The sequence below is a fragment of the Streptomyces sp. NBC_01788 genome (assembly GCF_035917575.1).
Classification (GTDB): Bacteria; Actinomycetota; Actinomycetes; order Streptomycetales; family Streptomycetaceae; genus Streptomyces.
This window is the reverse complement of sequence record NZ_CP109090.1, coordinates 3509003-3527184: the sequence shown is the minus strand read 5'-3', so window position 1 is coordinate 3527184 and position 18182 is coordinate 3509003. Positions and strand designations below refer to the sequence as shown.

Genomic DNA, 18182 nt, shown 5'->3' with positions numbered 1-18182 from the left:
TCCTTGGGACTGACCGCCCGGGGCCGTTTCGCCTCCATCCCGACTGGCCTGAATCGGTTCACAACGGTCTTGGGGGCGCCATGTGGGACGGCCCGTTCTACCGGGTGAAGCACGAGGGATACGAGATCCGTTTCGTGCCGGGCGCAGGCGAGGGCCTGGACGAGGTGTGCGACGTCGACATGTGGGTGATCTTCGCCGACGGCAACCGGTGGTCCGGGACGGTGATGACCCTGGATCAGGTGCGGCGCATGATGGAGAGCTGGAAGGGCAGCGGCGAGTGTCTGGACGGCAGTTACTTCTACTGCTGGGACGGGCTCATTGTTCGCGACCCTGGCATCCCCGCGATGGTCCGGGTGATCGACTACCTCGTCGCCACCGGCGATTACCGGGACTCTTGCAGATAGCCCGGCCTTCACGCCGGGGATGAATGCATCTCAGGACTGCTCTGACCCGCGCCTTGGAGCGGGCGTTTTTGCTGCTCGATGTACTGGCGGACGATCGCCAACGGTGCTCCGCCGCAGGACGCGGAGAAGTACGAGGGCGACCACAGGTGCCCGTGCATGAGGGCGCGGTTGATCCGGCCGGTGAACTCCTGGCGTATCCGGCGGGCGGAAACGCCCTTGAGGCTGTTGACCAGCTTGGAGACGGCGACCTTGGGCGGATAGTGCACCAGGAGGTGGACGTGATCGCGTTCGCCGTTGAACTCCTTCAGCTCCGCCTCAAAGTCCTCGCACACCTTGCGCATGATCTCTTCGCAGCGCGTCAGCATCTCGTCGTTGAAGACTCCACGCCGGTACTTCGTCACAAAGACCAAGTGCACATGCATCGCCGAGACAACGTGTCTGCCACGCCTGTAGTCGTTCTCCTGATCCATGAGACCAATCGTAGTAGGGTCTCGGTCATGCGGCTCCGCTACAACTACCGGGCCTGCCCGGACGCCGCCCAGCGCCGTGCGCTGGCCAGGGCGTTCGGGTGCGCCCGCGTGGTGTGGAACGACTGCCTGCGCGACCGCAAGGAGGCACACGCGGCCGGGCTGCCGTACGTGAAATCAGCGGATCTGTCCCGACTGCGCATCACCCAGGCCAAGCACACCGATGAACGCGCCTGGCTCTCCGACGTGTCGGCGGTCGTCCTGCAACAGTCTCTGCGGGACCTGGACACCGCCTGCAAGAACTTCTTCGACTCGGTCAAGGGCAAGCGGCAGGGCCGCAAGGTCGGCCCGCCCCGGTACAAGTCGAAGAAGGACACCCGGCAGTCGATCCGCCTCAACACCAACGCCTTCTCCCTCCAGGACGACGGCACGGTGTACGTGGCCAAGGTCGGCAACCTCAAGGTCAAGTGGTCCCGCCGGCTTCCGGCCGCACCCACGTCCCTGACCGTCACCAAGGACAGCTGCGGACGGTACTTCCTCAGCTTCGTCGTGGACACCGAGCCCGACATACTCCCCGAACTGGAAACCGACGCCGGGATCGACCTGGGCCTGTCCGCCTTCGCCGTCCTGTCCGACGGCCGGAAGATCGACAGCCCCCGCTTCCTGCGCAGGGCCGAGAAGAAGCTCAAGCGCCCTGGGCGGGAGCTGTCCCGCAAGGTGAAGGGATCGAAGAACCGGGCCAAGGCCCGCATCAAGGTCGCTCGCCAACACGCCAAGGTGGCGGACCGGCGCCGGGACTGGCACCACAAGGTTTCCACACAGATCATCCGCGACAACCAAGCGGTGTTCGTGGAGGACCTCGCGGTGTCCGGTCTCGGCCGTACCCGGCTTGCCAAGTCCGTGCACGACGCGGGATGGTCCGCGTTCGTCGGCATGCTGGAGTACAAGGCGGTCAAGCACGGCCGGACCTTCGCCAGAGCGGGCCGGGCCTTCCCGTCCTCTCAGGTCTGCTCGGCCTGCGGTTTCCGGGACGGCCCCAAGCCCCTGCACGTCCGTCAGTGGACGTGCGGCCAGTGCGGGGCTGTGCACGACCGCGACCACAATGCAGCCCGCAACGTCCTGTTCGAAGGACGCCGCATCGTCGCCGCCGGACGGGCGGAGACACCAAACGCCTCGTGGAGCGCCGGTAAGACCAGGACGAAAGTCCCGGCACAGCGCGTTGAAGCAGGAAGCCCCCGGAAGGGCCAGCCGGCCCAGGCCGGAATCCCTGGACTTTAGGCCAGGGAGCACGTCAAGAATCAGCCCTTCGACCCCTCGTCGGACCGGAGGATGACCAAGACACCTGAAAACTACGGGCGGAGAGGTTGCTGAGGCCTGTCGACCTGGTCAAGCGGATGCCAGCGGCTCAGGATGTTCACCGATGGTTGCCACGGTTGCTGTGCTTCTGTGCTGTACCGCAGCGGCTCCGCTGGCCCTTTCTCTCAGAGGAAGCCGTTCGTCGGCCCCTTGCAGGCGATTGGTCGGCTGAGGCCCGTCCTCGGACAGCCTCACAATGTCCGGCTGTCGGGCAAGCATGTGGAGGCACTCTCGGGGCGCAACGAGACCCCGGCGACCTGGCCTTCACCGCCCCTGACGACCTTCAGAAGGAGCGCATCGGTGGAAGCGGAAGACTGGTGTCTGCTCTTTCTGGCTTTGATGGCCCTTGCCGGGGCTTTCACGCGGGTGAGTCAACCGTGGCGCTACAAGCTGATCCTGCCTACTGGATCACTCGGCGTCCTGGCGGTTGGAGTGCTCATCGGGAATGCCGACTGGAAGTGGTACGGAATTCCCTTCCTGCTCATTGCTGCCGGCGCAATACTGGACGGCCTGTGGATATCCGGAACTTGGCGGCCTGGATGCAAAGGCCTCCGATCAAACGGAAAGCGGCGTCGGCAGAGTCCTTGAGCGGGGAGTGGTTTCTTGGTTCTGCCATAGATACCGGGAGGCGTTCGCGCGCACAGGCGCCGCCTGGCTGCACATACTCCGCGGCGATCCGGTGGCATCCGCTGTCGTTGAGGTCAGGTGTGGATGTCAGCCTGCCCCCGACAGGCACTCCGACGGACGGTGGAGCAGGGTAGCTGGGACCGGACCTCAGGAGCAGTCAAGTGTCACACCGCGGGTCGGCGTGGCTGTTGTGCGAGTGCCTCCCTGGATCCAATCCACCGTTATCAACCGCCTGTAGGTGCTCGTATCGCTCGTTCGGGTGCGTATCCCGTGCAGGTGTCAGCCCCGATGTCCAGGATTGAGCTCGCGATGTGTTTCCTCGTGAAGGTGGGAGAACATGCCGACGTACATCACGCTGATGAACTGGACCGATCAGGGGGTCCGAGACTACAAGGCCACCGCGAAGCGCGCTGAGACCTTCGGTGCAGCGGCACAGAAGATCGGGGCGAAGCTCCTGAACATCTACTGGACCGTCGGTCCGTACGACCTCGTGGCCGTCGTTGAGGCACCCGACGACGAAACTGCTACCGCAGCGCTCCTGCATCTCGGCGGGGTGGGCAACATCCGTTCCACGACTCTGCGGGCCTTCGGCCAGGGGGAGATGGAACGCATCATCACCAAGGCGACTGTCTGACGAGGTTGCGTCCAGGGAAGTGGTGTACGGGCTCACACCTGATCCGGACGTTTGCCCTGGCATCGGGGTGAGTGTCCGGATATGCGGACGCAGTACGTTCACGACCTGGTCGTGGCCGCCATCGTCAGCGGGGACACGATCCGGCTGTGCCGGTGGCTCGACGAACGGCACGGCCCAGGAGCATTCGCCGGCATGTTCCAGGCTGGCGGCTACCTGGCCGCACCCCCGCAGGAAGCGGTCCTCTGACCGCGGACGCTTGGTCCGCCTGCTCGCCCCACGGCCTCGCCTGTCCGCTTCGGGGCGGATGGGCGGGGCCTCCCTCATGCCACAAGGTCGGCGAGCGGTGTTGTCTAGCGCGGCGGCGGTGCGGATGAGCGTGTCCACCCGGGGTGAGGCGTGGGGCCCTGCTCGATGCGGTTCACGGCCTGGCGGTCCATGCCGGCCAGTTCTGCGAGGCGCTCTTGGGTGAGGTTGGCGCGGAGGCGTGCGGCGCGGATGTGGTCTCCGATGGCCCGGCGGCGGGCGATGACCCCGGCGGGTTGGCTGTCGGAGGGTGGCACCCGGTCAACGCCGGCCGCGGCAAGATCATGTGTCTGTATCGCGGACCGTACATTCTTCGATCTTGACCGACAGGGGCGAGCGATAGGAGCCCGTCGTCGAGCCACTGGGACAGGAGCGTTCGCGCGTCTACTCCCGTCGTCGAGACTCTGATCCGGTCAGAAGAAACCGGTGGGGTCCCACAGGATGCTGCGAGCGCGCGTCTGGCCGCACGCAGGGAGACGGCCGGCCCTCGCAGGTGAGACCTTACGTTCAGGTAAGCAATGTCACCCGAATGGCGCAGCATGGCGTGCCACCCACATGGGTGAAGGTCAAGCTGACTAGTGCCCCGATTGAGGCAATCCGTGAAAGGGGAACCGAATGCGCATTCGACGAATCCTCGCCGCCGTCATCGCCACGGCGGCCCTCGCCGGACTCGGCCTCACAGGTGCCGCCACCGCCACCGCCGCCAGCCTCACCCCGGGTGAGTGCACGCAGGCCGGCGGAACGGTCGATTGGTCGAACCCGGCCGTGCCCCATACCGGGACCTGCAGGGGCGGTACGAACGACGGGCAGACGGTCGACTGAACCCCACTGGGCGCCCCGCAGCCACGCGCTGCGGGGCGCTCCCTCGCGAGCGCAGCCGGGAGCGCCGCAGGGACCGTGCCGACCCGTCGGGCACGCCAGGTCCAAGTCGGCCCGGAAGCACGCCGCCCAGGTACTGTCATCGGACCGTCGTACGACGCCTTCCACCCTCCCCATCCACGCCGTTTCTTACTGCGCCAGGATCGAGGTGACAAATCCCGTCCACGCCTCGTCCAAAGACCTCGAGATCACGTCCGCACAGCAGCTCGCGCTGGGCTCAGTCGGTGCCTGACGCCAGTTCCAATTCGGTCTCCACGCGCCGGGTGGCCTCAGGCGACGCGGCCACAAGGACCAGAAAGCCGCTCATGGCGTGGAAGAAGGCGGATACGGCGGCGACGGTACGGGTCTGGGCCCTGCGGGCCTCGTGGTACTCGTCCTCCGTGAGCGCGACCTGTTCGCTGCGCCGCTCCGTCTTGATGTACCGGGTGTAGTAGTAGCCGCCGTGCCCGTCGGTCTCGGCGTCCTGCGCCGCACCAGCGGTCGCGAGGGCCAGCAGCACCACGACGAACACTGCCACGTAGCAGCACTTCAGACCGATCGACAGACTCAGTACGAATCGGCCCATCCGGTCGCCGTTCCACTTGCCCAGCAGGGCACTGCGGCCTTCGGAGCCCATAGCCCGCAGCCCGGCGGCCCCGAAGACCGGGAAGATCGCAACGCACAGGAAGACCACGGCAGCGAAAGGGACCCTATTCGGTCCCGGCAGCCAGGTCGCCGCCGCGAGCAGCAGCGCGAGCACGCACAGCACCCAGGCGAGAAGGAAATGGACTCGGCTGCCCCACCGCAGTCCGGACAGCTTTATCCGGTCCATGCGCCGCCGCTCCCCCTGCGTGTGTGGTCGCCCTCCGCGGTGCCGGCGACCCACACAGCATCACGCACCCCGGCGTCACACGGAAGATCCCTCATCGGGCAGCCTGCGAACGCGATTCCTGCCAGATCCCAGCAACCAGACTGCACCCCGGGCCCCGTACCACTGCCCGCGGCTGTGAGTCGCGCCTTCATGGTCGTTGTTGACTATTAGCGGTTGCCGTTGGCCGGCCTCGGACGGACCGGAGACGGCCCCACGGCAGATTTACAGCGGGCCCAACCTGCTGTTGTACCGCGCTGGGAGTACGACGGTTTTCAAGGCCGACCACCGATCGCACCCGACTGGGCCCGTGAACTGGGCGTTTGCAAACAGCGCCAGACTAGCTAGTGGCGTCCTGGCCAGAAGATGGCCAGGATGCCACTCAACTACTTGCTCCCGAAGCTTTTTGATCCGTAGCTCTATGTGGATCGGTCGTTGACGGTCGCACCGGTTGCGCTGAGGTCCTGTAAGTGCGTCGCCGACCGGGGTGGGTCGCTTTGGTTGCTGTACTTCGCTGCTGTACCGCAACTCCGTCGTGCAGCTGACGCGGCCTCTGCTGCCGCATCCTCCTCGCCCTCACCATCGCCATACGACCTCTCCCGCCCGGAGGCAGGCACACAGTGCACGAGGTCAGAACACGTCGTGGCTGGGGCGGTCGGCGCCGCGGCTTTAATGGCCCACATAGTAGGCAGCGAGGCCGAGGAATACCGCGAGAGCGCAAGCCGCCTGTAGCGTCCATGGACCCGCCGCCTCGTCGTAGGGAACATTGGGGTCCGCCAGCACTTCCCGCAGCGCCTTACGGTGCCCCAGAATCCCTGACGGCACGGAGACGACCAGCGCACAGTAAATGGGGAGCATTTCCGTAAAAGGCTCCTTGTATTTCAAGCAGTATGCCGCCAGTGGGACAAAAGCCAGCACTGGACCAAGGGAGACGAATGCCTTGTGCGCTCGTGTAGGCATGGCGGGGAGCATTACAGAAAACCAGATGAGGGCGCTTATCGCCGCGAATAGCCACCAAAGTGGAGAATCCTTCACAAGGTTCCCTTCCTTCTCGACGAGGGTGCGCAAGCGCCGCCGGCCGCCCGCGCGTTGGTACGGCGTCGCGGTGGTGACGTTCAGCGGGGCCGGCCGTGGCGGCTGCCGCTGGAGGACCGGGTGTTGCTGGTGGCGACGTACTGGCGCATGAGCCTCACGTTGCGGCAGGTGGCGCCGCTGTTCGGCGTCTCCCAGTCCGCCGCCGACCGCATTCTCGATCACCTCGCGCCCCTGCCGGCCATCTCACCGGCCCGCCGGCTACGCAAGGACACCGTCTACATCGTGGACGGCACCCTGGTGCCTACCCGCGACCGCAGCATCGCCGCCTCGAGCAAGAACTATCGATACTCGACCAACCTGCAGGTCGTCATCGACGCCAACAGCCGCCTGGTGGTGGCGATCGGCTTGCCGTTGCCCGGCAGCCGCAACGACTGCCGGGCGTTCACGGAGTCCGGCGTCGATCGGGCCTGCCGCGGCGCACCGACCATCGCTGACGGCGGCTACCAGGGAACCGGCCTGCTCATCCCGCACCGCAAACGACGAGGTCAGACGCATCTCAGCCCCCGACAGGAAGCGGAGAACGAACATCCACCGCCGGGCGCGAGCTCGCGTGGAACGCGCCCTGTCGCGGCTGAAGAACTGGAAGATCCTGCGGGACTGCCGGCTCAAGGGCAACGGCGTTCACCAGGCCATGCTCGGCATCGCCCGACTCCACAACCTGGCCCTCACCGGATAACCCGCACCTCATACGGGACAACCTCTACTGGGCACGGATACAGCCGCCGGCGAACCCTGTTGACCGAGGCTGACCCCTGCATCGGGCACGGTTACGGCATGCGATCCCTTGGTCCCGAGCCGCCGCTTCGTCCCGTATCGGGGCCGACAGCCTGAACTGTGATCTCCGGTCTTCCGTAATCCGATTCCGAATCAGTTGTCAGGGCTCGATCAGGGCTTACTCAGGGACGTCCCCTGATGAGCTGGGCTGCCGGCGCGGAAGAGACTCGTGGTCGGGCCGGTCGATCACCGCCCGACCACCACGAGTTTGGAGAGCCGCATCGTGAACAGCTTTGCTATTCGCACCCGTTGGACCAACCTGGCTGTCTGCGGCAGCCTGCTGATGACCCTGGCCACAGGGGTGGCTGTTCCCGCCGCCGCCACGTTAGGCCCAACACCCGCTGCCGCCACCGCGCCGCTGCCTGGGCTGGACCCGGTCGCGCTGAAGGCGGCCATCGGCGGCCTGCCGAATGTGGACGTCACCGGCGCGCTGCTACGGATCACTGGTAGGACGGGCCACTGGTCGGGCACATCGGGCGTGGGCAACCTGGAGACCGGTCAGGGCGTGCCGTCCAATGGACACATACGGATCGGCAGCATCTCCAAGGTCTTCACCGCCACGATCGTCCTCCAGCTCGCCGCCGAACACCGGATCGATCTGGACGAGCCCGTGCAGCGGTACTTGCCGGGCGTCCTGCCTGCCGACCTGCCGCCCGTCACGATCGGCCAGCTGCTCAACCACACCAGCGGCCTGCCGGGCGGCGCCCATAACCCGGAGTTCGGCGACGGCAGCCCCGAATGGTTCGCCGCCAACCGCCGGAAGAGCTTCGCCCCGCAGCAGGTGATCGACTTGATGGCGGGCCAGCCGATGCAGTTCGCGCCGGGCACCGCGCAGCAATACAACGGGATGAACTACTACGTCGCCGGCCTACTGGTCGAGAAGATCACCGGGCACACCTTCGCCGACGAGGTGCGGTCCCGGATTACCCGGCCTCTCGCCCTGCACGACACCTATGTCCCCGACGCCGACGACCCGCGGCTGCCGAGCCCGCACTCCGACGGCTACCTGACGGTCAAGTCCTCGGACGGCACCACGCATCCGGTGGACGTCACTGAGCAGAGTCCCTGGCCCTGGGCCGAGGGTGGCATGATCTCCACCCCCGCCGACCTCGACCGTTTCATGACCGCGCTCTTCCGTGGCCGCTTCCTTCCGTCGGCCCAGCAGGCCGAGCTCTTCACGGTTCCCGACCTCCCCAGTTTCCACAGCAGCCAGTGCCGTACCGAGGCCGACGCCGGCCGGGCCTGTATGACCATGGGGCTGATGCGAGTCAAGGCCTCCAACGGCGTCGTGGTCTGGGGCAAGACCGGCTCCCGCCCTGGCTACACCAGTGGTGTGTTCTCCACCCGCGACCTCTCCCGCACGATCGTCTATTCCGTCAACCCCACCAACCTCAACGGCACCGAGATCCGCTACATCCAGCAGATCGCCGCCGCCTCCTTCGGCGCCGTGGTCCCGGCCGAGAGCTGACTATCAGCACACGACCAGCGACCGGGACCGGGCCATCGCCGATCGGCTCGGTGCCATGATCCGGGTCGGTGGGGGAGCGGTCTCCGACTCCTCCGAGAAGGACCCTGCGGGCCCGTAGTGGCACGCCTGTGGCACGGCCCCTGAAACGCCGAAGAGCCAGCCTGGGAGGTAACCCCTCCTGAGCTGGCCCTTTTCTCTGTGCCCCCGGCAGGATTCGAACCTGCGACACCCGCTTTTAGGAGAGACCCTATGGTCTTCCCTGCCCGTCATGATCTTCCCCTGGGTTCACCGTTCCTGCTGGTCAGCGGGGTACAGTCTTCCGTCCCTGTCTGATCGTTCCCTGCCTTTGCATGGCCTTCCGTTCCCATGACGTTCCCATGAGGGGCCCCCACGAGCCTGTGGGAACGAGGGCGGGGCAGTCTGCCGACACCAGCTGCGTCGTCGAAGAGGTGAGCACCGCAGACCATTTGGGGGCGACAAAGGCCCCGCCTCCAACAGGGGGCGGGGCCCTCGGCCGTCTGTGTGGGCCGCTCATGGCCACTGAGGACAGGCCATCTGCTCGCGCAGGTGGTATCGGCGACGCCGACGCTGTCTGCGGCTGCGCCGGCGTCTACGGGCCGCAGCCGGCAGCAGGCCGCGGAGCCGGAAACATGCGGCCTGGTGGGATCCGGGCTCGGAAACACAGGTGCGGCACGCCCATTCTCCTGGGACCCGGACGTCCCACGGACAGGCTCCACAGGGACTTCCGGACCGCGGCTTGACACGCCTGATGAGGGTGGGAGGGTGGAAGAGCGGTGGTGGTAGTGGTCATCAGGTCGAGGGCGTTGCGGAGCGCGGGATTGTTCCGGCGCCTGCCCGGGACTAGTCGGCGTGCCGGTTCCCGTCGCCTGAATCGTCCAGAGTGACCTGTTCCCCCGCGCGGCTCCTGATGCCGGCCATCGTGTGGTGAAGCAATCGAAGGGGAAGCCATGAAGGCTGTTGTCTATGACGGGCCGCGTACCGTCAGTGTGAAGGATGTCCCCGACGCACGCATCGAACGGCCCACCGATGTGCTGGTGAGGATCACCAGCACCAACATCTGCGGTTCGGACCTGCACATGTATGAGGGCCGCACCGACTTCGAGCAGGGACGGATCTTCGGCCACGAGAACCTGGGGGAGGTGACCGAGGTCGGCGCCGGGGTCGACCGGGTCAGGGTCGGGGACCTGGTCTGCCTGCCGTTCAACATCAGCTGCGGCTTCTGCCGGAACTGCGAGCAGGGGCTGACCGCGTTCTGCCTGACCACTGCCGACAACCCGAGGACGGCTGGTGCCGCCTACGGCTTCGCCGACATGGGCCCGTACAGTGGCGGGCAGGCTGAGCTGCTGCGCGTGCCCTACGGTGACCACAACTGTCTGGTCCTGCCGGAGGAGGCCCGGGAGCGGCAGACCGACTACGTGATGCTCTCCGACGTCTTCCCCACCGGTTGGCACTGCACGGAACTGGCCAAGGTACGGCCCGGCGACACCGTGGTGATCTACGGTGCCGGCCCGGTCGGCCTGATGGCCGCACTGTCGGCGAACCTCAAGAGCGCATCCAAGGTCATGGTCGTGGACCGCCATCCGGACCGCCTCGCGCTGGCCGAGCAGATCGGGGCAATTCCCATCGACGATTCCAAGGCCTCGCCCGTCGACCAGGTCAACGAGCACACAAACGGACTCGGGGCGGACCGGGGCTGTGAGTGCGTGGGCTACCAGGCCCACGACCCCCAGGGCCATGAGCACCCCAACATGACGCTGAACAACCTGGTGGAGTCGGTGAAGTTCACCGGCACCATCGGCGTGGTCGGCATCTTCGTCCCGCAAGACCCCGGCAGCCCCGACAAGCTGTACCAGCACGGTGAATTCGCCTTCGACTACGGTCTGTTCTGGTTCAAGGGCCAGTCGGTCGGCAACGGGCAGGCCAACATCAAGGCCTACAACCGCCAGCTGTGCAACCTGATCCAGCAGGGCAAGGCCACACCGTCCTGGATCGTCTCCCACGAGCTCCCGCTGGACCGGGCCGCCGAGGCCTACCAGCACTTCGACGCCCGTGACAACGGATGGACCAAGGTCGTCCTGCACCCCGACGGCGGCGCCCGTTGAACAATCGTCACCGGCAACGTGACCGCGGGCAGGCGCGGCATCGGCACCATCCTCGCGGCTCGGGCATTCCAAGGGCCCGCCGTCCTCACGGAGATCCCCGTCGAGACGGGGATGGCTCACCATGTCCATGTCGCTGCGCTGGACGGACAACGGCTGGAAGGTCACCCACTACCAGCGGACGAAAGGTCCCGAACCGACTGACAGGACCGCCGACTTCGGCAAGGTCCCCCAGCTGTAACACTGTGACGCCAGCGGTTCGCCCGTCGTTGACATGCCCGAGACCGGCACCATCCCCGTTTGGTGCGGGTCTCGGGCATGCAGGCCAGGCCGCCCGTACGATGATCGGTGTGACCGCCCGCCGCACCCTTGGCACCGGCCCCCAAGCCGCGCACAGCATCCGCGTTGCCCAGGCCGATCTTCTCGACGCCCTTCCCGGACTACCCGCCCTTGCGGAGCTGCGAGCCCGTGGAGTACTCGGAACCCAGCCCGCAGCACCCCGGTGCCCGCGTCGCATGCTCGGAGCCGGCGGCCGCTGGGACGACCCGAACGGCACCGGCTGACGCGCCCTCACAGCTAGCCACACAGCGACCGAGGCAGGGCACTGTCAACGCCTGCCCTACTCTCTGACAGAGCGTCTTGGCACGCCGCTGCGCGACAGACGGCTCGTTGTCAGACCCTGCGGGAAATGTACCTCCCGACGGTCCGCAAGGAGGTGAACGCGTCGATCTGCGCAGGCATCCACGACCGCACGAGCGCGATCGAGCGGGCAGGGCTGCCGCGGCTGCTGGAGGGGCGTTACGCGGTCGGCACCGTCCGGGCCCGTACGCCGAGCGCGGCTCACCGCAGACTGCGTACGTCCAGGTGGCGCAGTACCCGGTCCACGATCTCCGGGTCGGCCCCCGGCTCCCTGCGCGCCGCCAGCACCTCGTGCCGCGCCGCGCTCAGCATCTCGCTCTGGATCCGCCGCAGCCGCTTCAGCCTTCGTACGCGCTTGTCATGGCCCTCCCTGCGCTCCTCGTCACCCAGCTGCGGGCTGATCCGCAGCCCGATGTCGGCGACCCTCCGCAGCAGCTGTTCGGCCACCCCCTCAGACAGGTCCTCGACCTCCTCGATCTCCCGGAGCCGCCGCCTGGCCGCCTTCGCCGCCCGCGCCGCCAGCTCCTCCTCGAACGCCTTCTCCCGTTCGGTGTCCGCCCGCACCCCCAGCCACTTCACCAGCCACGGCAGCGTGAGCCCCTGGACCACGAGCGTCGCCATGATCACCGCGAAGGCGATGAACACGATCTCGTTCCGGTCGGGGAAGGGCGCGCCGCTGTCCGTCTTCAGCGGAATGGCCAGGGCGAGCGCCACCGAGGCCACGCCGCGCATCCCGGACCACCACATGACGACGGTTTCCCGCCAGGTCGTGGGGATGTCCTCGTTCTGATCCCGCCGCGCGTGCAGCCGTCTGGTGAACCAGGTGGCCGGCAGCAGCCACACCAGCCGCACGAGCACCGCCACGGCTACGACCACGCCCGCCCAGCCCAGCAGCTCGCCCCACCGGCCCGACGCCGTGCGCAGCGCGTTGTGCAACTCCAGGCCGACCAGTCCGAACGCGACCCCGGTGACGAGCGTGTCCACGACGTCCCAGACGGTGTGCCCGGCCAGCCGGGTCATCACGTCGTCGGCGTCGGCGGCGTACTCGGCCAGGAACAACGCGGTGGTGAGCACCGCGAGGACCCCGGAGCCGTGCAGCAACCGCAGCCCCTATGCGACCACCAAGCGAGGATTGATCGGCCTCACCGAGACCCTCGCCGTCGAACTCGGCGACGTCGGCGTCCGCGTCAACGCGATCGCCCCCGGCGCCGTCGCCGGCGAGCGCATCCAGCGGGTCCTGCAGGGTCGGGCCGATGCCAGTGGCCGCAGCCTGCCGGACGTCACCGCCGACGCCCTGAGCATCCAGTCCTTCAAACGCTTCACCGACCCCGACGACATCGCCGCACTGGCCCTCTTCCTCGCCTCAGACAGCGCCAAGTCCATCACTGGACAGACCATCCCCATCGACGGCGGCTCGCAGGCCGCGCAGTGAGATGCCGTGATCCTATGGCGGGGTGGAGGCCGCGGAGCGAGGTGATCCAGTCGCGCAGCTGAAAGCCCCGCAGTGTAGCTGTCCGGTGCCTTACCGCACAGGGTGGCCGGGCTGCGCCCATGCTCGATCCGGTTGTGGTCAGCTGTCGGGCGTCGTGCGGCCGAGTAGCTTCCAGCCGGACCGTCAGGGACACTCGTTGCGTGCGCTTGATGTTGAGGAAGGTGAGACCGGCGTCGGCCGCGCTGCGGGCGGCCCGCCTGATGTGGGCCGCGTAGTCCTGCTTGGTGAGGGCTGCCGGTGCGCGGGTCATGGTGCCGCCTCGCTCAGGTTTCGCTGTGCCCCTGCGTGAGTGCTTCGCCGACCACGAGGCCGATGGCGAGGGCGGTGACGATCGTGACCAGCTTCAGCAGGTCCTGGAAACCCTCGACGTAGCCGCCGACCAAAGTGGTCAGACCGCGCATGCCGAGCGAGCCGACGGTGAGCGTGAAGAAGCCGGGCAGGATCAGGATCAGCCGGGGTGGGCGGCGCGGCCCGCGCGCGATCAGCGTGGCCGTGGCGGCAAGGACGACCGCGGCGACGAAGGTGCTGCCCGTCTCCCCGGCGAGCTTTGTGAGTGCCGACTGCACGCCGACGGTGACGTAGACGAGCAGGAGCAGCGGCCAGAAGAAGCGTAAGGGGATCGCGAAGGCGAGCAGGGTGCCCGCTGTGAAGACGATCCAGGCCAAAAACAGCGCCCACCGGGGCAGGTCGGAGTGGGCGGCGACGTCAAAGAGGGCGTGGGGGGAGGCGCCGGCGAAAAGGACGCCGAGCAGGACGCCGACGTACAGCTGGACCAGCAGGAAGACGGAGTAGATGAGCCGTATCGCACCGGTGGTGATCAGGCCGGCGGCCAGCTCGGCGGTCGCCGCGCTCAGATAGTCGCCGGGAATGAAATAGAACAGCGCCGGGAGCATCAGCAGGACGGGACCGCCGTGTGCAGGATTGCCGGCGAACAGCTCGATCGTGACGACGGAGACCGCCGTCGACACCGTCAGCGGAAGGAACCGGTGCAGCCGGGGCACACGGTCGGCGGTGACCGCGAGAGCCGCGGCGAGCGCACCGAGCACGGTCGTGGTGGCGATCTCGTACCAGGTGGGCTGCATCAACGGTGCGAAACCCAGCGCGAACAGCACGATGCCGAGGAACTTCAGCCACCACGGGTACGGTGGCGGCGCCGCCTCGATCTCCATCAGCCCGCGATCGGCCTCCGCGATTCCGGTCCGGCCTGCCCGCACTTCGGCGAGGAACGGCTTGAGCGCGGCGACCTGGTCGAGGCGAAAGACCTCCGGGAAGCCGTGCACGATGACGGTGCGGGTACCGCCGTCCGCGGCGGTGACCGTGAGCGCCGCCGCCTCCGGCACCAGCAGCAGGGACGCGACGCCGCCGAAGGCACGGGCGCTGCCGACCACGGCTCGCTCGATGAGGTGGGCGCCCTCGCCGGACGAGCGCAGCAACAGGCCGGTGAGCCGGGCCAGGAACGCCGTGAGATCGTCGAGACCTGCTACCGATCGCTGCTCCACGCCCGCCTCCTCGCCCGGGGCCAGGAGTTCCTGCTTACACGAGCGGCCGCCTCAGGGCACCTCGGGCGGCACGATCCCCGTCATGGGTGAGGGCTCGAAGTTTGGGGCAATAGCTTGCGATCCGAAGACCATCCCGACCGCCGGCAGGGTGGTCTCGGCCGGGGAGGCTCGTTGGGGCGCACGAGGTCAGGCGAGACGTCAGTCAGTGGACGAGTCAGAACCACCGCAGCGCCACGGCGTCGCATCCTCATTGACAGCGATGGCTCGGTCGAATGCTGGAGGTGAGTTCGTGGCCGCATCATCCGGCGATCTCGCGGTAGGTCGCGGTCGGGCAGCAAGCTACTCGGTCAGGTCTCCGGTGTTTCCCGGTGTGCACCGTCCAGGGTGAGACGGATCCACGCCAGGGCATCGGCGATTTCCACGGTGTCCTCGTCGTCGGGGCCGCAGACCACGCACATGTCGGCGTGGAGCGACTGGAGCATCCGCCGGGCCTCGACGAGTCGTCCCTCGGACAGTTCCAGGAATCCGATGGCGCGCCGCAGTTCTATCGCCTCGTCGCAGGCGTCGCTGTCCACGGCCCGCACCTGGCGGAGGAAGGCCTCGAACCCCTGCAGGGTGACCGTCACCTGGCCCAGGTGTTGGCGGGCTGGAAGCCCCGGTGGACGACCGGGACGGCGTGCGCACCGGACAGCACCGTGCACACCTGCGCTGTCACCCCGGCCGCCCAGGACACCGGCAGCGGCTTGGTCGGGGGCGACGTAGTCGCCGAATGGGATCCCGTCGGCGAGTTCCATCACCAGGTACAGCCGCTCGTACGACTTGTCGAGTGCGGCGTCGTAGATCTGCGGAACGCCGGGGTGCTGGATGCGTGTGGTGACGTGTGCCGCCCAGGAACCGGAGGAGACGCCCGGCGTTCCTACGGAGGACGCTGCCTGACGGCGCGTTCCCATGCGTTCCCATGAAGGGTCAAAAGGCCCCTCGGAGATCACTTCCGAGGGGCTTTTCTGATGCTCCGATGCAGGTCAGAGCGGTATCGCGTTGTGCCCCCGGCAGGATTCGAACCTGCGACACCCGCTTTAGGAGTTTTCCCTCGTCAGGTCCGTGACCTGTACAAACGTCGACCGCAGGACGGCTGACCTGGTCAGATGCCCCTCCGTGGTTCTCGCTTGTTCGCGGGGTTTCCCGTCCTCATGTGTGCCGAATCCGTTCCGGCGGGGGCTGCCCGCGAGACGGCCACCCACCCGCCCTGTGCCGCAGACGTGAGAAGTCCTGCCACTCGTGTCACGGTCTGGGCCGCGCCGATGCAGTGCACGCTTGCCGGAGAGCTTCAGGCTGCCCATGACGACCGCCGGTCCGCCCTGGTCGCTCGCTGCGTTCGCGGCCGAAGGCTTTCAGCGCAGGTCTTCGACGTGAGTGCTACCCAGTAGCACCGGGTGCTACGGTGGTTGGTATGAGCGTTCAGCCCGAAATCACCCAGCGGGATCTGCGCAACCGGTCCCGAGAGATCATGGACGCCATACAGGGCGGCCAGTCGTTCACCGTCACCCGTGACGGACACCCGATCGGTCAGCTCGTCCCTCTGCGACGCCGCCGTCGGTTCGTCTCCCGCCAGGAGTTCGCCGCGATGTCCAGGACCGCCCCCGACATCGACCTCGACACATTCCGCGCCGACCAGGACACCACGGCCGACATCTACCTGGACGATCCCTATGCCCGCTGACCGCTCGACGTACGAGCAGGGACTCCTCGACACCAACATCATGATTCTGCGCCGGTGGGTGGCCCCCGAGGAACTGCCGGACGAAATGGCGATCACCGCCATCACCCTGGCCGAGTTGTCCGCCGGTCCGCACGAGGTCCGTCGCAACGACGAACAGAGCGGCTACGACGAACACGCCGAACGCGCCCGCAGGCTCGACGTTCTGCAACGCGCCGAGAACGAGTTCGACCCCATCCCCTTCGACGCCGAGGCAGCCCGCATCTACGGTCGCATCTGTGCCGCGGTGATCAGTGCGGGCCGTAAGCCGCGCCGCCGGATGGCCGACCTGATGATCGCCGCCATCGCCGTGGCCGAGGACCTCCCTCTCTTCACCACCAACCCCGACGACTTCAAAGGGTTGGACGACCTCCTCACCGTCGTACCGGTCACCCGCCCGAAAGTGCCCCACGAAGGCTGAGCCAGAGTTCCGCGGTGACCGTGTGGCCGCCGTCGCTGTCGTGGACCACGATCCTGTGGGCGATGGCGCTGACCATTCCCAGACCGCGGCCGTGTTCGGCGTCCTGGCTCTGGTGCTCGACCTTGGGGGCCGTGCCCGTGCCTCCGTCGTCCGTGACCGAGAGCGCGATCACCTGCGCGGAGACCGCCAAGGCCAGATGGAAGCTGCCGGATGCCTGACCGCTGGCCGTGTGGAGGATCGCGTTCGCGCTCAGCTCGGCGTCCTCCGCTAACGGCGATCCCCGCAGGATGTCGCGGGTCCAGCGGTGGGCTCTACTGACCTCTTCCGGAAATCCTGGGTGGGCGAGGCCGTGAACTGCGTAAACGTAGCCCGCAGCGCATCTGACCTGCGAAATCACTTCTCCGCGGTTCCCATGTGTTCTCATCTGTTCCCGGCCTCATGTGTGCTGAATCCGTTCTGGTCGGCTGCTGGGCCGGGGGTGGGTGCCTGATGCGGAGCCTCATCGCCTCATGGACGAGGGCGATCGGGCGAACCCCGTAAGAACTGCCGCTGTGGTTCGGCGGGCAGGCGGACGGATGCTCCGCTCCCGTTCCCAAAGCTGTGAGCGGGCAGGTGGGAACCCGTAGCCTGGGACCAGCAGCAGTACGCAGCCTGATCAAGTGGAGGGGATGCCGATGACCACAGCCCCGAGCGGTGTGCCTCACACGCCACCCCCGTCGTCGCACCCGTTGCGGACCATTCGCGACATCCGGGAGTCCCTGCCTGAGGACCAGCGTCGGCACTTCGACGCAGAGCTAGCCGACACGGAGATCGAGGCACTGCCAGAGATGCTGCACCGCTGGGTGGCCCTGAGCAACGACGGCTTCGAGGAGTTCCTGCTCTCCCGGCCCTTCGAGGGTCTGGAGTTCGGTGCCCGCTCCTACGACGAGCAGACGGACGCCGAGTGATCTACCTGTTCGACACCAATGTCGTCGCCGAGCTGACGACCCGTGCGAAGCCCGATCCCCGTGTCCTGGCCTGGTTCCGCTCCACGGCCAGGCCCAACCGCTTCCTGAGGGCGTGATCACCATGGCCGAGATCGAGGCCGGTGTAGCCGCTGCTCCGGATCCTGTACGCCAGGCCCGCTACGCTCGGGCCCTCGCTGCGGTGCGGCACGAATACCGTGACCGCATCGCGCCGATCGGCGAACCGGAAGCGGCCGCCTATCTCACCGTCCACAAGACGCTCAGGGCCGCCGGCACCAGCATCGACCCGCCGGACGCACTGATCGCTGCCACCGCCCTGGCCAACGGCTGGACGGTTGCCACCCGCAACATCAAGCACATGGCCCGAACCGGGGCTCTGGTGGTCAATCCGTGGGAGCAGCAACTGTAGGTTGAGGAGCCCCTCACATATATGTGC

The 18182-nt window shown here is 67.3% G+C and carries 19 protein-coding genes and 3 pseudogenes; 14 read left to right on the top strand and 8 right to left on the bottom strand.

Annotated elements, in window-relative coordinates; translation table 11 throughout:
* The first annotated feature begins 80 nt into the window (after window positions 1-80).
* Window positions 81-404, top strand: a complete 324-nt coding sequence (locus OIE49_RS15965) for a hypothetical protein (RefSeq protein WP_326802902.1) — start codon at window positions 81-83, stop codon at window positions 402-404.
* 8 nt (window positions 405-412) lie between these two features.
* Here the strand turns inward: OIE49_RS15965 and tnpA are convergent, their stop codons facing one another.
* On the bottom strand, window positions 413-874 hold the full coding sequence (tnpA, locus tag OIE49_RS15960) for an IS200/IS605 family transposase (protein ID WP_326802901.1): 462 nt from the start codon (window positions 872-874) through the stop codon (window positions 413-415).
* Window positions 875-901: 27 nt separating this feature from the next.
* Between tnpA and OIE49_RS15955 the strand changes: the two genes are divergently transcribed.
* From OIE49_RS15955 to OIE49_RS15940, 4 genes are all read left to right on the top strand, one after another.
* Window positions 902-2149: an RNA-guided endonuclease InsQ/TnpB family protein gene (locus OIE49_RS15955; RefSeq protein ID WP_326802900.1), complete on the top strand. Its 1248-nt coding sequence runs from the start codon at window positions 902-904 to the stop codon at window positions 2147-2149.
* A 378-nt stretch (window positions 2150-2527) separates the two neighbouring features.
* Entirely contained in the window at window positions 2528-2815 is a 288-nt protein-coding gene (locus OIE49_RS15950) for a hypothetical protein (protein WP_326802899.1), read from the top strand.
* Between the two features lie 376 nt (window positions 2816-3191).
* A complete protein-coding gene (locus OIE49_RS15945; RefSeq protein ID WP_326802898.1) occupies window positions 3192-3488 on the top strand; it encodes a GYD domain-containing protein in 297 nt (98 codons plus the stop codon).
* Between the two features lie 81 nt (window positions 3489-3569).
* Entirely contained in the window at window positions 3570-3734 is a 165-nt protein-coding gene (locus OIE49_RS15940) for a hypothetical protein (protein ID WP_326802897.1), read from the top strand.
* Window positions 3735-3838: 104 nt separating this feature from the next.
* On the opposite strand, the gene OIE49_RS15935 is transcribed toward OIE49_RS15940, so the two are convergent.
* Entirely contained in the window at window positions 3839-4048 is a 210-nt protein-coding gene (locus OIE49_RS15935) for a helix-turn-helix transcriptional regulator (RefSeq protein ID WP_326802896.1), read from the bottom strand.
* Window positions 4049-4406: 358 nt separating this feature from the next.
* Here OIE49_RS15935 and OIE49_RS15930 point away from each other — a divergent pair, with 358 nt between their 5' ends.
* On the top strand, window positions 4407-4613 hold the full coding sequence (locus OIE49_RS15930) for a hypothetical protein (RefSeq protein ID WP_326802895.1): 207 nt from the start codon (window positions 4407-4409) through the stop codon (window positions 4611-4613).
* Between the two features lie 274 nt (window positions 4614-4887).
* Here OIE49_RS15930 and OIE49_RS15925 read toward each other — a convergent pair whose 3' ends face one another.
* The gene (locus OIE49_RS15925) at window positions 4888-5481 is read right to left on the bottom strand and encodes a hypothetical protein (RefSeq protein ID WP_326802894.1); all 594 of its coding nucleotides are present in this window, start codon (window positions 5479-5481) and stop codon (window positions 4888-4890) included.
* Between the two features lie 1062 nt (window positions 5482-6543).
* Here OIE49_RS15925 and OIE49_RS15920 point away from each other — a divergent pair.
* From OIE49_RS15920 to OIE49_RS15910, 3 genes and pseudogenes are all read left to right on the top strand, one after another.
* Window positions 6544-7288, top strand: a pseudogene (locus tag OIE49_RS15920) (transposase).
* Window positions 7289-7609: 321 nt separating this feature from the next.
* Window positions 7610-8854 (top strand): serine hydrolase domain-containing protein, encoded by a 1245-nt coding sequence (locus OIE49_RS15915; protein WP_326802893.1) that lies wholly within the window; start codon window positions 7610-7612, stop codon window positions 8852-8854.
* 968 nt (window positions 8855-9822) lie between these two features.
* A complete protein-coding gene (locus OIE49_RS15910; protein ID WP_326802892.1) occupies window positions 9823-10977 on the top strand; it encodes a glutathione-independent formaldehyde dehydrogenase in 1155 nt (384 codons plus the stop codon).
* An 837-nt stretch (window positions 10978-11814) separates the two neighbouring features.
* Here OIE49_RS15910 and OIE49_RS15905 read toward each other — a convergent pair.
* Window positions 11815-12711, bottom strand: a pseudogene (locus OIE49_RS15905) (cation:proton antiporter domain-containing protein); the annotation flags it as partial.
* Here OIE49_RS15905 and OIE49_RS15900 point away from each other — a divergent pair.
* Window positions 12611-13045 carry an SDR family oxidoreductase gene (locus tag OIE49_RS15900; RefSeq protein WP_326802891.1) on the top strand — a complete coding sequence of 145 codons (435 nt, stop codon included), beginning with the start codon at window positions 12611-12613 and terminating at the stop codon, window positions 13043-13045. The pseudogene OIE49_RS15905 and the gene OIE49_RS15900 overlap by 101 nt on opposite strands.
* Window positions 13046-13368: 323 nt before the next feature.
* Here the strand turns inward: OIE49_RS15900 and OIE49_RS15895 are convergent, their stop codons facing one another.
* The 3 genes and pseudogenes from OIE49_RS15895 to OIE49_RS37115 all read right to left on the bottom strand — a co-directional run.
* Window positions 13369-14604 (bottom strand): threonine/serine exporter family protein, encoded by a 1236-nt coding sequence (locus OIE49_RS15895; RefSeq protein ID WP_326802890.1) that lies wholly within the window; start codon window positions 14602-14604, stop codon window positions 13369-13371.
* A 347-nt stretch (window positions 14605-14951) separates the two neighbouring features.
* A complete protein-coding gene (locus OIE49_RS37120; RefSeq protein WP_401788105.1) occupies window positions 14952-15230 on the bottom strand; it encodes a hypothetical protein in 279 nt (92 codons plus the stop codon).
* 11 nt (window positions 15231-15241) lie between these two features.
* Window positions 15242-15488, bottom strand: a pseudogene (locus OIE49_RS37115) (serine/threonine protein kinase); the annotation flags it as partial.
* 566 nt (window positions 15489-16054) lie between these two features.
* Here OIE49_RS37115 and OIE49_RS15885 point away from each other — a divergent pair.
* A complete protein-coding gene (locus OIE49_RS15885) occupies window positions 16055-16324 on the top strand; it encodes a type II toxin-antitoxin system Phd/YefM family antitoxin (protein ID WP_326802888.1) in 270 nt (89 codons plus the stop codon).
* Complete coding sequence (locus tag OIE49_RS15880) at window positions 16314-16781, top strand: type II toxin-antitoxin system VapC family toxin (protein ID WP_326802887.1); 468 nt, start codon at window positions 16314-16316, stop codon at window positions 16779-16781. The genes OIE49_RS15885 and OIE49_RS15880 overlap by 11 nt, the downstream gene beginning before the upstream one ends.
* On the opposite strand, the gene OIE49_RS15875 is transcribed toward OIE49_RS15880, so the two are convergent.
* Window positions 16750-17175: an ATP-binding protein gene (locus tag OIE49_RS15875; protein ID WP_326806244.1), complete on the bottom strand. Its 426-nt coding sequence runs from the start codon at window positions 17173-17175 to the stop codon at window positions 16750-16752. The two genes, OIE49_RS15880 and OIE49_RS15875, sit on opposite strands and share 32 nt — an antisense overlap.
* Before the next feature lie 280 nt (window positions 17176-17455).
* Between OIE49_RS15875 and OIE49_RS15870 the strand changes: the two genes are divergently transcribed.
* Window positions 17456-17728: a hypothetical protein gene (locus OIE49_RS15870; protein ID WP_326802886.1), complete on the top strand. Its 273-nt coding sequence runs from the start codon at window positions 17456-17458 to the stop codon at window positions 17726-17728.
* Window positions 17729-17849: 121 nt separating this feature from the next.
* The gene (locus tag OIE49_RS15865; protein WP_326802885.1) at window positions 17850-18155 is read left to right on the top strand and encodes a PIN domain-containing protein; all 306 of its coding nucleotides are present in this window, start codon (window positions 17850-17852) and stop codon (window positions 18153-18155) included.
* The last annotated feature ends 27 nt before the right edge of the window (window positions 18156-18182 follow it).